17 protein-coding genes are annotated in these 15422 nt (G+C 31.4%); 2 read left to right on the top strand and 15 right to left on the bottom strand.

The genetic code is table 11. From position 1 onward, the window contains the following. Positions 1 to 49 precede the first annotated feature (49 nt). From lanKC to V1L66_RS02090, 15 genes are all read right to left on the bottom strand, one after another. Positions 50 to 2647: a class III lanthionine synthetase LanKC gene (lanKC, locus tag V1L66_RS02160; protein WP_312123917.1), complete on the bottom strand. Its 2598-nt coding sequence runs from the start codon at positions 2645 to 2647 to the stop codon at positions 50 to 52. Between the two features lie 38 nt (positions 2648 to 2685). Continuing rightward, entirely contained in the window at positions 2686 to 2841 is a 156-nt protein-coding gene (locus tag V1L66_RS02155; RefSeq protein WP_333004700.1) for a SapB/AmfS family lantipeptide, read from the bottom strand. A gap of 373 nt (positions 2842 to 3214) precedes the next feature. Beyond that, entirely contained in the window at positions 3215 to 3403 is a 189-nt protein-coding gene (locus tag V1L66_RS02150; RefSeq protein ID WP_004231811.1) for a thiocillin family RiPP, read from the bottom strand. 17 nt (positions 3404 to 3420) lie between these two features. Next, the gene (locus V1L66_RS02145; RefSeq protein WP_004231810.1) at positions 3421 to 3600 is read right to left on the bottom strand and encodes a thiocillin family RiPP; all 180 of its coding nucleotides are present in this window, start codon (positions 3598 to 3600) and stop codon (positions 3421 to 3423) included. A 46-nt stretch (positions 3601 to 3646) separates the two neighbouring features. Next, the gene (locus V1L66_RS02140) at positions 3647 to 3799 is read right to left on the bottom strand and encodes a thiocillin family RiPP (protein WP_016992638.1); all 153 of its coding nucleotides are present in this window, start codon (positions 3797 to 3799) and stop codon (positions 3647 to 3649) included. A gap of 233 nt (positions 3800 to 4032) precedes the next feature. Next, positions 4033 to 4200, bottom strand: a complete 168-nt coding sequence (locus V1L66_RS02135; protein WP_016992639.1) for a thiocillin family RiPP — start codon at positions 4198 to 4200, stop codon at positions 4033 to 4035. Positions 4201 to 4232: 32 nt separating this feature from the next. Beyond that, entirely contained in the window at positions 4233 to 4991 is a 759-nt protein-coding gene (locus tag V1L66_RS02130; RefSeq protein WP_016992640.1) for an ABC transporter permease, read from the bottom strand. Then, entirely contained in the window at positions 4988 to 5704 is a 717-nt protein-coding gene (locus V1L66_RS02125) for an ATP-binding cassette domain-containing protein (RefSeq protein WP_312123916.1), read from the bottom strand. The genes V1L66_RS02130 and V1L66_RS02125 overlap by 4 nt, the downstream gene beginning before the upstream one ends. A gap of 31 nt (positions 5705 to 5735) precedes the next feature. Then, entirely contained in the window at positions 5736 to 6365 is a 630-nt protein-coding gene (locus V1L66_RS02120) for a hypothetical protein (protein ID WP_016992643.1), read from the bottom strand. Beyond that, positions 6366 to 7880, bottom strand: a complete 1515-nt coding sequence (locus V1L66_RS02115; protein ID WP_016992644.1) for a hypothetical protein — start codon at positions 7878 to 7880, stop codon at positions 6366 to 6368. Beyond that, positions 7861 to 8454, bottom strand: coding sequence for a hypothetical protein (locus tag V1L66_RS02110; protein ID WP_016992645.1), 594 nt, complete (start codon positions 8452 to 8454; stop codon positions 7861 to 7863). The genes V1L66_RS02115 and V1L66_RS02110 overlap by 20 nt, the downstream gene beginning before the upstream one ends. A gap of 20 nt (positions 8455 to 8474) precedes the next feature. Beyond that, positions 8475 to 9740 (bottom strand): YcaO-like family protein, encoded by a 1266-nt coding sequence (locus V1L66_RS02105; protein WP_312123915.1) that lies wholly within the window; start codon positions 9738 to 9740, stop codon positions 8475 to 8477. A gap of 15 nt (positions 9741 to 9755) precedes the next feature. Further along, on the bottom strand, positions 9756 to 10418 hold the full coding sequence (locus V1L66_RS02100; RefSeq protein ID WP_016992646.1) for a lantibiotic dehydratase C-terminal domain-containing protein: 663 nt from the start codon (positions 10416 to 10418) through the stop codon (positions 9756 to 9758). After that, a complete protein-coding gene (locus tag V1L66_RS02095; protein ID WP_312123914.1) occupies positions 10418 to 12541 on the bottom strand; it encodes a hypothetical protein in 2124 nt (707 codons plus the stop codon). The genes V1L66_RS02100 and V1L66_RS02095 overlap by 1 nt, the downstream gene beginning before the upstream one ends. Next, positions 12538 to 13452: a hypothetical protein gene (locus V1L66_RS02090; RefSeq protein WP_312123913.1), complete on the bottom strand. Its 915-nt coding sequence runs from the start codon at positions 13450 to 13452 to the stop codon at positions 12538 to 12540. Before V1L66_RS02090 ends, V1L66_RS02095 begins: the two co-directional genes overlap by 4 nt. A 333-nt stretch (positions 13453 to 13785) precedes the next feature. On the opposite strand from V1L66_RS02090, the gene V1L66_RS02085 reads away from it, so the two are divergent. Together V1L66_RS02085 and V1L66_RS02080 are read left to right on the top strand one after the other, a co-directional pair. Continuing rightward, on the top strand, positions 13786 to 14868 hold the full coding sequence (locus tag V1L66_RS02085; protein ID WP_016993035.1) for a type III polyketide synthase: 1083 nt from the start codon (positions 13786 to 13788) through the stop codon (positions 14866 to 14868). A 1-nt stretch (position 14869) separates the two neighbouring features. Continuing rightward, complete coding sequence (locus tag V1L66_RS02080) at positions 14870 to 15412, top strand: isoprenylcysteine carboxyl methyltransferase family protein (protein ID WP_333004697.1); 543 nt, start codon at positions 14870 to 14872, stop codon at positions 15410 to 15412. The last annotated feature ends 10 nt before the right edge of the window (positions 15413 to 15422 follow it).

The raw sequence follows: 15422 nt of genomic DNA, 5'->3' as shown, positions 1-15422 counted from the left end.
CCTCATTCTAGCTAATTGATTGTAATATTTTTATAGCAAATGAATGATTTTAAAGAACAGCTATTCCATTAGTTGAATTTTGATAAGAAGAAAAAGTTTCTTTCAAATTAGGTAATGGTAGCCAAGAAAATATATCTTCTTCAATTCCTGAAAGTGCCAATAACATCCCCGCTGCTCCAGAAAAAATGTCACCCGAAAGTTTATAGCAATAGTCCCCTGGCATAAAATATTTATCATTATCACTAAGTACATATAAATTTAAGGTATTTATTGCTTTATCTAAGAATTGTCCTCCCGTTTGAAGCTCGATATCAACTGCGTTGGCAGTTAGAATTATCCCGCCTAAGCCACGAAAAAGACCTGAACCGTAAAAGCATTTGGAACTAGCCACTTCCCCTATGCCTTTTAATTCAGTTTCCCATCTCTTGTCCTTTAGCAAATGTCTCAACTCTATCATGCTAAGACCTATGCCCGCGCTGCCTCCTGCAAGATACGGAATAAACCTTGTGTTTTCTTTATCGATAACTTGGTACGTTCCTGAATTATCCATAGTACATATACTTATATCTTTTTCTAAAGCTTGCAGAGAAAGTTCTAACCATACTTTTTCTTCAGTAGCTTTATATAAAGCACTATAAAATAGAGAAACACCAGACCATCCATCTACTAGCCCTAGTGGAATGGCATCAGCATCGTTAGAAGTTACCACTATATCTTTTTCAAGAAGGGAATGTAACTGAAGGCCTATTTTAATAGCACGATCAAGCATATACTTAAAATCAGATATATAGGATGCAGATATAAATGCTAAGCCTATTCCAGCTAATCCCGTTCTTATTGAAATATCCTCATTATTTGATTCTATTTCTATTGAATCATAGATTGCTTTGGATCTTTCAATCATCCCTAAATCATAAAGTACTCCTGCTATTCCCGCTTTTCCTGAAAAAAGCCCCATGTCAAGCTGATTAATAACTTCTTGCGAACTATATTTTATTGCCCAAGATTTTGCCTTTTCAGGTACCTCGCCAGTGCGCATTAATGCCATGATTACACCAAAGCCACCTGTTAGTATATTAAAGATACCACCTAAACTTTCATACTGACGGATATCCCCCGATAATAGTTTGACATCACACCTCAAATCAGTAATAATACCAGCTCTGATTGATGAGAGAATTTTGGGTATATCTGATCTATTAAAATATTTAGATGGCGCTGAGAGGAAACTTTTTTGTGGTATAACGCACCTTTTATTACATTCACTTTCAATTTCTTCAATCCATCTCATTGCCTTACTACCGAATTGATCAAAAATCCATTGATCATGTTTTTTTATGATGTCTACCGCTATATCTTGAACGGGCCCTATCGGTAGAAACAGATATCTTGCTATACGAAGTAAGGCAAACCAATCTGTCTGTTCCCGTGAAAGATTTGGAGCACCTACAAAACCAAGTCGCATTAAACCTGAAGGAATACTATCGTTTAAATGACTCGCTGCTTCAAAATCAATTAGTTTAATATCATTAGAAGCTGTTACCATTACATTGGCTGGCTGTAGATCGCCCATACCAACGCCTCTAGCATGGATAGATTGCAGAGCATCTTTTAATTGTTTTAGTATAGAACATGCATTGTCACAGTATTCACTTGAGTTTTGCTGTGCAGAGAATGGATAATTCGTTGCTATCCAAGTATCTAAAGATGTCCCACTAATATACTCTTCTTCTAAAAATACATGTTCCCACTCATGGAATATTTTATGGAATGAAACCACGGATTCTAATCCTAGGAGTTTTTTTAATATACTACCTTCATGATTTAAACGCTCTACCGCATCTCTTCCTTGACCATCTAAACCTGCATTTGGTCGCCCCTCTTTCAATACTACTTTAGTGTTTGAAGGAATGTGATTTGCCACATAAACCCCTCCACCATTACTGAAGTGCAAAGCAGATTCAATAATATAATTATCAAGCTCTGATACAGCAGTTTGTATTTCCCCATGCGCTTCTGACATTTTTTTAACAATTAGTGGCTCTTCTATAAAATCAGGAACCGTATAATATGGCGCTCTTGAATCGGGTATTAATTCACCAGAAAAATTTTGAATGGCTGGAATTTTTGATGCACCGTTAATTAAATACATCTCCTTGAATGCCCCATATCTAAAATAAACATTCCCATCTAACCATCTTTTATCGTTCAGTATGTATGGTCCGTTTGAAAAGTCTTTCAATAGATAATGTAATTTCTCTAAAAGGAAAGTAAACTGACTTTCGTTATTCGGATAGATCGTAATAAATTTACCTGACGAGGCTCTGTCACCATATTTAGAATTCTTTAATACTAATTCCCACACATTAGATACATGTTTAAACGGAACAGAATTCTCAAACAAAAAATCCGAAACGACTCTCAATATTTCTTTAGCTTCTTTTGGTATAGAACTTATATGTATCTTCCAACCCTGAATAGGCAAATCAGAGTCTGGCTTAGAATAATATGTCCAATGTTTGTCAGAATTTATAACCCAATTGAAGGGTACATCAGAAATTTTCAGAGCTGACTCTGTCGCCTTTTCAAGTGGAGGCTCATAATATTTTTCTTTAAGATTAATATACTGTACATAACGCATATCCATAATTATTACCTCCACTCTTTATTCGTTACAGATCCTATTTATTTGCTACAAGTAAATTGACTCATCATGCTTGGTGTACCGATACAAAGGAAATTACTTGTCGTTGAATAACCCATTACGCCATTCAACTTTTTATTATTGACATCCATTTTTTTCAATTCTAGTACATTTGATTTTTTTTTGTTATACGTCATTATTCTCACCACCTTTCAAATACTACAATAGGATAAGTATAAAAAACAATTTTATATATTTTGTATTATTTTACATTTTATACAACATCAATCACAACCATATATTTTCTATTTCCGCTTTAGTAGTACGTTCTATTTGAATACCTTTTGTTGACATTCAAAGTAACTCTTAAAAATTTAGAAAGAAACGGAATATTCAAACTCAAATTTGAATAACATAGAAAAAATGTTTTAAAATATGTAAATAAATATCGATAAGAATGGTATAGACAATTGCTTTAGAGAGTATAATGAAAGGAAAGATGATATAATACTCATTAAATACATAACATATTTAATGAGTATTATGTATGAGAATTATTTAATGTTAAATTTAGTCACCTGCGCTGGAGATACATGATCCTGTAGAAACAGAACTTGCACAACTTCCGACAGAAGCAAAAGATCCGCCTGTTGCTAGACTACTAGTTGTTGTAAACCCAGCAAACTCTGACACGTCCATTTGCTCTTCGATATATAAAGTATCTTTTAGGTTTCTATTAAAATTTTGATTGTCATTCATAATATCCATCCTCTCTATCAACCGAATGATGAAGCAGTTGCTCCAGAGCTTGCAGTTGATGCACTACTACCAATTGTAGATGCTGAAGCAAATGTTGTTGCGGACCCCCATGTACCAGCAACTTCATTTAACTGCTGCTCTTGCTCTTCAATATATAAGCCCATTTCGTCTGCTTTATTTTTTTCGTGTTTTTCCATTTAAATACCTCCGTTTAATATTTTCTAGAAAATTCAAGTTCAAATTTCATCCAACTGAAGAAGCAGTTGCTGCAGTTGCAGCTGGACAAGAAAAACTTGATGTACAGCCCCATGTACCAGCAACTTCATTTAACTGCTGCTCTTGTTCTTCAATATAAAGGCTCATTTCTTCTACTTTATTTTCAGCGAATTCTTCCATTTAAATACTCTCCCAACATTTCATATTTAATCTTTCATCTTTTTCATCCAAAATAAAGAGATTACTGAATTTGAAAGATTAGAAAAAGATAGACAAGTTTAGGCTTGTTCTTGTAAATTCCTTGGTCCAGTTCTTATTTAATCATTACTCCTGCTCTTCATTTCAGGCTCCTATGCTCTACTCTAACTTTTTGATTCATCAAAATACTATTCATCTAATTCACAGATACAAGTTTATCCAGCTGTAGACACAGATGAAGTAGTATTTAATGAAGAACCTGGACAAGAACCACTCGAAACAGTACTTAATGTACCAAATGAAGCTGCTATTTCATTTAGTTCTTCTTGCTCTTCGATGTAAATCTTTGATTCTATTGATAAAAGATTGTTTTTCTCTTCCATCAGTATCACCTCCTTTCAGTGAATAAAACTCTTTACTTCAAATAACGAAAAGTCTTTTTTGAAATTATAAATAATAAAATAAATAAGGCTAAAAGAATGAGTAAATAATTTGTCAATTCCAGCCATGGTGATTCAGCTAGTCCTAAAATATAATGCAATGTATCATTTAAAAATAGCATTGGGTTCCAAATTAAAAACTTATAATAGTTTTGTGGGTCATTACCACTTAGTGATACAAATAAATCTGTCATGGTAACCGAAAATAGTAATATTAACATCAATGGTACTAACATACTTGTTGCGGTTTTGCCATTAGGGAATAACGATGACAAAACATAATTAATTGGATATAATGCAATGAATGTAAAGTTAGAGATCAACAAAATTTTACCTATGTCTACCAATTCAAGTGTTGTAATTGTGCTGAACGCTAATAAAATAATTGTTAAAAATATATTTAATATAATTAAAATACCTAAACCTAAACCTATGAAATACTTATAAAACTTAATATTTGTTTTATCTAACCATTCAAAAACTCGCTCAGATCTCTTATCAGTTAAATAAACAGTACCCCCAGAAAATGCCACAGAGAAAATAGTGAATAATATACAGGTAGTAAGAAACTGACCACGAATCATTAAGTCAAGTGTCTCTGTACCGACTGAAGCTGCATTTTTTACAAATATAGATATCACAAAAAACATTATTGCAGGTAATAGAGTACCGATAAGTGCTCCAAAATTTCGAAGTGTTTCCTTTAAGTAAATTTTAGTAATCATAAAAGTCATTTATTTAACACCAGCCTTTTTCCAGTCACCGCATAGAATAAGTCCTCGATACCAAAATTATCTGTTGTTTTATATTTATTTAATAATTTTCCCAAGTGATCAGATTCCTTTATAACACCATCATCTAATATCGAAACAGTATCAAATAATTCTTCATATTCATTTACTTCATGGCTAATAATTATTAAAATTTTTTCCTTTTCTCTTGCATAATAAGTCAAAAAAGAACGAAGATCTTTTTTCTTCTTCAGGTCTAAATCTGCAAATGGCTCATCCAAAATAATAATAGGTTTATTAAGTAGAAAAGTGATGAAGATGGAGACTGCTTTTTTCATACCACCAGAAGCATTTTTGATTAGAGTTTTCTCGAATTTTTTAAGGTCCAATAAATTAAAGAGATCTTGATTAAAATCGTATTGCTTTATTGTTTTTTTAAAGAGCTCTATAACCTCACTAATTTTCAGATATTGAAATGCTTCAAAATTTTGATATTGAATGGCGCAATCAACTACATTTTTTTTGTCAGTCTTTAAATAAACTTGACCAGAATCTATAGATAATTCACCTTCAATAATCTTTGTTAATGTAGTTTTTCCTGCCCCATTTTCCCCCAGTAATAAATGGCATCCCTTTGATGGAAAATTTAAATTCACACTTTTCAGCACAGTTCGATTATTAAAACTCTTACTAATGTTTTCTAGGATTAAATTCATTTATATTTAGCCCTCCCATGAAGAAATTTATCTACTGAATAGCAAAAGCAAAAAGTGGTAATTGTTTTATTTGTCTGCTTTGTTGAATTTCTTGTAGATATTCTATTAATGTTAATCCAGCGAATATAGTACCTTTTAATTCCATCTCTGCAGCCTTTAAACTTAACTGATGACCCAGTAAACCACTAATTGATAACATATAACGATAATCTATTAAACGATTAAAAGTGTTAATATACTCTACATTCCATTCAAAGTAAAAAATTCCACTTGCTCGATGCATTTCTTTCTGTAAAAACAACGATTCTTCTACTGATGAAGCTGTTAACAAACATTTTTGTTCCCAATCTTCTAAATTTTTAAAATAGACACCTCGATCTAATGCGAATAATTTCGATTGATCGATAAAACAAACATGAACTAAATCCTGTAACTGAAAATGATTCAAACAGTCCTTTACGTGATTGGCCAACATATTTAACTGAATTTTTGTTAACTGACGATCATTAACATTAAAAAAGCGATAAGATTTTCTTTTTGAAAGCGTCTCGAGAAAATTTTCTTTCTCAAAGGGAAATGGCCACTCATCATTACTAATTGTTGGCGATAAAATGGATTTACTAAAATTATTTTTACTTTGAGCTACATATTGACCGTACATTTAAACCACCTCCACAACAAAATTAATTATTTCATTTGAACGTTCAATTCCTAAAAGATGGAGTATTGCTTTTTCATCAAAACGAGTGTGAACTTTTAATTGAACGTCGGCAATTTTTGATAAGGACATTAGGTTAGACAATAAAATACCATTATTTAAATTTGCAATCTTAAAGCTAAAATCGTTATACTTTTCCGCAATAATGTCTGTATCATTCCCTAAGAGCAAATATCCTTGAACATTCTGATTGGTAGTACAATTTCTATCCAAAAGTTTTACGAAGTTTGTAACATCTAAAAGTTCATCATTCATTATTTGATAATAGGTATTATCGGTATTGTTATAGAAGTAAATACCCTTACCCATGAATGCCTTGTTGTTGATATTTACATAAAATAACAAATTCGAATTAATATTACCTCCTGTTGGAGTATAACGTTTATATTTGATTTCTAAATCTTTGTAACCAACTGTTTTTCGCATCAGTAAATCGATTTGAGAAGGGACCTCTACATCATCTAATTTTTTCCACAAAAAAGACGCTTGATTATATACAGTTAGTTTCAAATTTTTAGATTTATAATGAGTTAAATGTGAAGAAGCATTAACAAATTTACTCGCAGGAAACTGTATAAATTTTTCAAATGATACGATACTAGGAACTTCGTGTTCATACAATTTATTTCTTAGTGCATAATATTTGAAGTTAATAAACTCTTTTTTATAAAACCCTTCAACTAGTGATGTATTATTAATTTTTCCTATTTCGCGTACAGTATTTAATGTTACACGATTTAAAAATTCTTTCTTATCCATTTCTTCAACACTTGGATTAATCTTTAAAGATTCTAAAATTCCGATATATTCATCTGGCATAATCCCTTTTTGAGAAAATAACGGACCAAATTGTTGTCCTTTATAATTTACATATAATACATCCATATATCCTAAAATGTTTTTAATAGAAGTTTCATTAAAATCATCAGTATAAATACATAAAGATCGCTTATTTGAAAGTGACACAGGGTTAAAGTCATTAGCAGTAAGAGTCGTAATATTAAATGATTCAAAATTTTCTTTCAAAGCTTCTACTAATAAGGCATCCTTTCCAAGAATATAAATACAGCAATTATCTAGGTGGGTCTTAAAAGCTTTCAGACTACTAAAATTTTTGAATTTTGATATATATCTTAAATAGAATTTATCTGTTCTATCTAATAATTGATGGTCTTCCTTCTGCATTAAGCAACCCTTTATAAATAAAATTTCCAGCAACTGATCAACTTCTTCTTTTGAAAAACGAGCTTTTATATACAATGCTTCTAAAGATATTCCTTCCTTTAATAAAGGAAGTAAATCACTGACAATTTCCTTTGCTCTCGTTCCATTTAATCGAAATGGACCATCCACACTTCCAATAACGGTTACAGCTTCCTCTATAATAATATTAATATTCGGTAATAATTGTGGTTCCGTAGGGAAATGAACCATGGGATCACTTATTAGTTGAGACATATCTTTTTCCTCCCTCTAAAGATGTTCTCATCTCTTCAATATTGACATCATAATTATCACAGTTAGGGCAATTTGTATAACCTGATATTTCTTTGAATATCATTTTATAGTAATCAAATGAGAAGTTTGCAATTTGATTATTTAAATTGGAGTTAATATAAGTAATAAGATAGTTACAGAATATCGATATTTCCTCTGGTAAAAAATACAAGTCTGAGAATTCGTCTTCTAGAGATATTATTAGCTCATGCATTTTTGCTGGAAAATAATACTCTTGCATTCTAGATAATGCACAATCTATGCATATTCTTTTAGACTCTTCCCCATTCTTAAATAAACCAGGTATCATAATCCTATCAATATCTACAAAAATCGGAATGGCATTTATAGCGTGACTATTTAAAAACTCCTTACATATATTAAGTTTTGGACCATCATAGATGACAAAAAAAAGGTCTTCACTATTATCCGTAACTTCTGAGTAGTCAATTTTCTTTACTGCAAACTTTCTATTTAATAGCTCTTTAAAAATAGCATCCTGACTTTTCCCTATACCTGTAACAATATAGTTCATAGAATTTCCTCCGTTTCTCCTTATGAAAATGGTAAAGGTTCCTCATTAATAAGTTCTTCATCATAATATCCAAACATTTGAGTGGCAAATGACTCTAAACGTTGACTTTTTAAATATCGTGCTGAATGAACAAATGAAATAGGTTGTAATGATGGTATTGTCACTTTCACTGCACATAAACCCTGTTCTCTACATTCACGTGATGTTAAATCTGTCACATAAACCTTATGTCCCTGTTCTTTTAAACAATCAATTAAATAATGAAGTTCCTCTAGATTAGAATTAAAAATTGGTTTTTCAGTTGGGAATAGGACTGTCCCATTTCCTTCTAAAAACGAGAACTTATTGGCCATCGTTTCATGCGCCATAAATAATGCTCCCTCATCTACAGAGTAAAATAAATCATATGGACGACTTAGAAGTTCTTTTTGCTTTGGAATTCTACTTACAAGGCTAAACATTACAGAAATAAGTTCTTTTTTTATTTTGTGTATGGCTTTTTTCGGGCATGCATTTGTCGAAAACATAAGTACATTTTTTAACTCTTGAGAGTGATTTGTTTCAGCTCGAAGACAAAACGTATGTATACCATCAACGGTTGATGCTTCATATAGTGTTGTTTTTCCTAAAAAAGGATGAGTAAATATATTTAGATCCTCTAGGTAACTTTCTTCACTTACTTCTTTTAATGGACGCTTTAATAGCCAAGTAAGTGCTATCCCATCCCTTTCTATTACTTCATAAATCCCATTAATTACGGCATCAATATAATTTTGGTGAATAGCACAACCAGTAGATATTGAATGCGAAATATTTTCCCCTTCATAATCAAACTGTGTAAATAAATTAATATATATTTGAGGAATGTAACAAATCTTATCTTCTGTAATATTAAGCGATTCACACCATCTAAGTTTTTGATTACTATTTGATGGTTTTAAATGGCTGTTTGTTTCTCTTTCACTTATCTGAGGAAAATCAGTAAGTGGTACAGCTAAGTTTTTTAAATCTCCTTCAGTTGCTACTATTGTTCGCTTTGTAGGAATACTATTTGCTAAACGTTCATATGCTTCCATTGTTGCTAAAAACATAGCTTGTTCAGGAGTATCTCCTGTCCCTGCACCAGAAAGATTTGCTACCGAGTCATGCACTTTCTTTCCTGCATTTACAGTTCGATAATGGTTTATATCAGCAATATATGCAATGCCAATATTCGTTTTTTGTACACCACGAGGGGGCACTACATTACGTTTAGAAATAATGAACTTATCAAAGTTGTGATTCATAATAATACTCCTCTCCTATTTCTGTGGACTAATTGTGTGTTGCTCTAAATAATTAGATAGAATGACAAGCTCATCCATAATACTGAATCCAAATTTATTCAAAGTCATATGTAAAAATTTAAAACAAATTTCTTTGTTTAAATGCTGTTCCTCTAATGGGTATAAAATTGAAATTACATTAGTAAATGGGGGGCTCTCAAGACTTCTACTTAACTGTTGTCGTAAATTTTCTTGCTGAGTTTTATTTTGAAAACGAGTATATCCTTGCCAATAAGACATATAAAATTGAATAAAATTAATGTTATTACATCTGAAATGTTCTAAGAGCATTTTTATAATATCTTCTATATAGGAATGTGGCGGAATATCCCGATAACTAACTAAAAATTTAGTTAACTCAACTGAGTATTCCTCATAGATTGGTAGTGAATCCATAAATAACGTGTATTCAGGATCATAAACCTTTTTTAGAATACGAATATTCCCAAAATATTCGTTGATTTTTAGCTCTATATTTTGTTGCTCAACACTTTGGACACGTAATCGAAAATGAAAACCTATTGGGTCTACATATTGGACAAAGAAAAACTTACTATTATAATATTCATTTTGTAGGTTTTCTAAAATTTGTAAGAACATTTTACGGTTACTCGTGTAAATATGGTAACTTCTCCACATTAACATTCCCCCTCCGTTGTTAATATACAAAATTCCTCTACATAATCTCCATTGATCCTAGGCTTTACTTCTTCTATTTCAATAGAGCGTTCATTCAACAGTAAATGCTTTAGAACTTTTATAGACTCGACTGAATATAATGAAATCCATATGGGTTTTCTAGAAGTAAAATTAATCATTTTTTTCTTTACAAAAAATTCGAATGGTAAATTATTAGTTTTAAAATAGTCGGTGATCAAGTAGTAAAATTGAGTATCAGATAAATCATCTGAATCACTAATAGTTTGCCAATTCAGTTGAGAGACTTTTCTTGTATCCAAGTTCTTTATGCTATTAATATCCACCGTCCAAGGATGAATTAAATTCAAAAAGTCCCCTTTTATACCTGAGAATAAATGGAATGGAACTGTCCCAACATATATTAATTGAATAGGTTTACCACCTAGCGAAAATGCAATATCATCGTTTGAGATATGCATCTTTACTTTTAAAAAGTCTTTTGGCCATACTAATTTTGGGAAAATTGATTTACCTACATCAATATGATTAGAGATTTCTTCATCAATTACTAATTCATAAATAGGATATGGATACGTAAATAGATTCTCATAGTATGTTTTTAATTTATTTTTAATATTTTCATTAAATAAATCACCATAACGATGATATACTGTACCACTTCCAATATTAACGTTATTTAAAACCAGGGATCCATCTTTCTCACTTTGTAAGTAAAGGAATGCACTTTTTTTTATAGAGGGTTTGAATCTAATTTTAGGTAAGGGTGTTTCATTTTTCTGAAATTTCAATTTTTCATGAACATCAACAAGTACAGATAAAACCGTTTGCCCTTCATATATGTTTTTGTTCATAATTATTGTTTGATGCAGCCTGTAAGTATAATGATTAACAACGATACACTTCTTAAATATATCTCGAATAAATTCGCTTTGAATTTCAGGTGTATTAAAATGATCAAAAGCTACATAATCATGGTAAAATAAGGGGACGTTATTTAATTTTTCTTGATAGGTTTCACCTAAATATAGATTATTAAATTTCTCTAAGTAACCAGTTAATAGTTTTTTAACGGAATCATTCTTTATGTCACTAATTGACTTTGGGTAGAATAAATGATGTTCTTTATCAAGAAAAATTCTTCTTAAAAGATCATCAAAATTTTCGTTACAACTATAATAAAAATTAAAATTAGGTATAACCAGGCCATTGTTTATTAACATTTCATACGTTATTTCTTCACAGTTACTAAATTCCCTCTTAACTTCTGCTGGGGTTTCACAATGCTGTATTTTGGATAAAAAATCCACGACCTCTTTTTGGTGTAATATATCATCTTGTTTAAGTATCCAATCTACACCTTTTAATAAATAGTTTTTTTCAAAATAGACAGCATCCATTCCATTACACTTTTTGAGTTTAGGGCATACTTTAATTTGTAATAAATGATCTAAATCTTTATTATGAAGAGAAGCCATTAAAATTAAAGATTTTACCACATTATTTAATTTAATTTGTTCAGTAATTTTAGTTTCATCACTTAAATATATAGTTTTTCCTAAATAGCTAAGTGGGCTAGTTTTTACAGTGGCACGCTGAATAAAACGATATCGAGCTCTGTTTACTGAGTCTTTTGTAACTTCTGGATTAAAAAGTTGTTGATATGCTTCAGAAGCTGTAATTGACAGGGCTTGTTGAAATTCAGAATGAGATAAAAATGATTTGTAACGATTTACTTTTCTTAAAAAGGCATCTTCGACTTGCTTTTCAATCGACTTAATCAACTCAAATGTTTCATTATAGATTTTTGAATGCTCTTTAATTTGTTTATCATCTATTTCATCTAAAATTGCTTCATGAATAATGCGTTCTTTTTTTAGAGTTTTTTTTATATTTAAATACAATTTCATCTCTTTCAAATTCTTATTTATGTAAAGTATTTCTGTTTTTTCATTCAACATCTTTAACAATTGTTTTTTAATCTTTTCAAGATTTTCTTTATAATTATTCCAATTCGAATACATCTTCAATGGTTCATCTTTTAAATCATCTAAGCGTTCTGTTTTAAACAAAGTCTTTCTTTTCATACAAATTGTATCCTTCATCCATTAACACCTCGTATAATCCAATATGTAATATTTAATCCTGTTGTCACTAAAAATAGAATAAACATTCCATAAAACAAAATTCCATAAATTAAATAATAGAGATGAATCTTTTTATGGAAAGCTGAGCGTCTTGTAAAAAAATGATTAGTAAAATTAATTGACTGGACACGAAAATCGGGTTTTTTAATCAATGAGAAAAATCCAATATAAAAATCTGTCGGAAATAGGATATTGTAATTAAATACTCCCATAATGATTTGGAGTGTAAGAACTATACTCCATATGAGATCGCCTGTTACAATAAACATACTGCTATAAATAATTATTAAAAAAGAATCAGCGACATTCCCAGCAAAAGCAATATTTGCTCTTTTTAAATTATTCCCTGTAGGAACTATTTTGACATAAAATATAGGGATAAAATAATACTTAAGCTTAAATGAGATTGTAAAAACCTCAATATTTTGTAACCTAGCGCTTAATACATGGGCCATTTCATGAACTGAAATAATACCCATTAAAAATATAAGCATTGATTTTATAAAAACAAAGCCATCTACATTAAAGTTTGCTATTCCGTTTATCTCTATCATTGGCCAAGAATTCCAAATCGATAAAGTAGCACCGAGTATTCCAAACAACATTAACAATATACTAATAGTAAATAGTGTTTTTTCACTTATAGGATTTGAAAACTTAATTATTCTATTAATAAAATGAGGCTTCTTATAAATAGCTTCATTGTCGTATAAGCCAAGTGCTGCTAGAGATTCTATACGATTTTCTGTTAAACTTTCTACGGTATTATTATTTAAATGAATATAGTAACCTTTACACGCTTCTCGATCACTTAAAAAAATTTTATTTGCTTCACAAGATTCAATACTAAAGTTTGGATTAATCTTCAATTAACAACCCTCTCCTTCTTCCTCTTATACTTACTGAAATCTACTAAATTTTAATTTATTTAACTGCAAGGAAATCATATGTATAGACAATTCCCTTTAATGACTATATAACAAAATATAACATCCTTACTCTAATTCGGCACCGAAGCTACTCCGCACAAAAACCACATACTTTAGTTTGAGGTTTCCACAATTCCTACACCATTTACTTAAAATTCAGACATTTTAACACTTAGTGGATACTATATACTTAATATCAAAATTACGTTAGCATTTATTCCAATCATCCACGCATACAATGAACAAAACCATTAAATGCGAGGAGATGTTGGATTGCCTAAAATCATTTCAATTAGCACATATCAACCACCTTACACATTACAGCAAGATAACGCAGAGGAACTAACGAAAGAGCTTTTTTATGCAAAAATTCCAAAACTAGAGCGCTACTTAAAGGTTTTTGAAAATGGTGGCATCAACACACGCCATTTTTGTGTGCCAGCTGAATGGCATCGTACGAATCACTCCTTTGAAGAACGTAATAATTTATATATTGAGTTGGCTACACAATACAGTGTAAGTGTCATTCAAGCATGTTTAGCTAATACAGCTTTTTTATCCTCATCTATTCCAACTGAGGACATCGATGCCATCATTTTTGTTAGCAGTACAGGAATTTCAACACCTAGCATTGACGCACGTGTTATGAACAAGCTTCCCTTTTCAGATCGACTTAAGCGCATTCCTCTATGGGGTCTTGGTTGTGCAGGAGGAGCCGCTGGTGTAAGCAGAGCCTATGATTTTTGTAAAGCCCATCCACATGCAAAGGTGCTTGTCGTTTGTGTCGAGTTATGTAGCCTCACTTTTCAGCCAAATGATTTTTCTAAAAGTAATTTAATTGGTGCTTCCCTTTTTGCCGATGGTGCAGCATGTATACTTGTTTGTGGGGATGAAGTAGCTATCGCAACAAAAAGGCCAACCCCTAATATTCTAGCTACAGGTTCTAAATGGATGCCAGATTCGGAAAATGTAATGGGTTGGGATGTGAAAAACAACGGGCTTCATGTCATTTTCCAAAAAAGCATTCCTTCTATTATTACCAATTGGCTCGGACCTTTCATCGAGCAATTTTTAATGGATCAAGAACTGTATAGCGAACAATTGACTCATTTTATTGCGCATCCTGGAGGAAAAAAGGTATTAAAAGCTTATGAAGATACACTTTATCTATCTCCCCAAAAAACCGACATTTCTCGGGAAATATTGAGACGACATGGTAATATGTCATCACCGACAGTGTTATACGTATTAGAGCAGTTTATGTTAAATGAAGGACAAGTGGAGGATACAGGTTTGCTCGTAGCTCTTGGCCCTGGTTTTTGTGCAGAAGCTGTATTATTAAACTGGAGGGAGTAACATGATCTTCTATTTTACTTTTATCCTTGTCGTTCTACAAAGATTGACAGAGGTTGTCATTGCCAAGCGCAATGAGAAATGGATGCTTTCACAAGGAGCCTATGAAGTAGGTGCTTCACATTACCCCTATATGGTAGCCATGCATATTAGCTTTTTTCTGTTTTTAATAGTGGAAATCGTCACAAACAACAATGGTATCTCGCCCTTATTTCCGTTATTTTTTATATTATTTTTAGCAGTGCAGGCTTTGCGGATCTGGTGTATTCGCTCTTTAGGCACTTTTTGGAATACAAAAATCCTCATTTTACCTGACGCACATGTTGTTCGTAAAGGGCCATATGAATATATGCGCCATCCCAATTATGCGGTAGTTTGTTTAGAAATCCTTTTGCTACCACTCATGTTCCAAGCTTACTTTACAGCATTTTGTTTTACATTACTCAATATTACAATGCTTTCTGTACGCATACCTATAGAAGAAAAAGCATTACGAGATGCTACTAATTATAATCGTGTATTTCAAAAGAAGATTTCGGAGTCTTAGCCGAAATCTT

Origin of the sequence: Lysinibacillus sp. IITD104 (assembly GCF_036698265.2) — a bacterium.
Taxonomy (GTDB): domain Bacteria; phylum Bacillota; class Bacilli; order Bacillales_A; family Planococcaceae; genus Lysinibacillus; species Lysinibacillus boronitolerans.
This window is presented reverse-complemented; position numbering and strand designations above follow the sequence as displayed.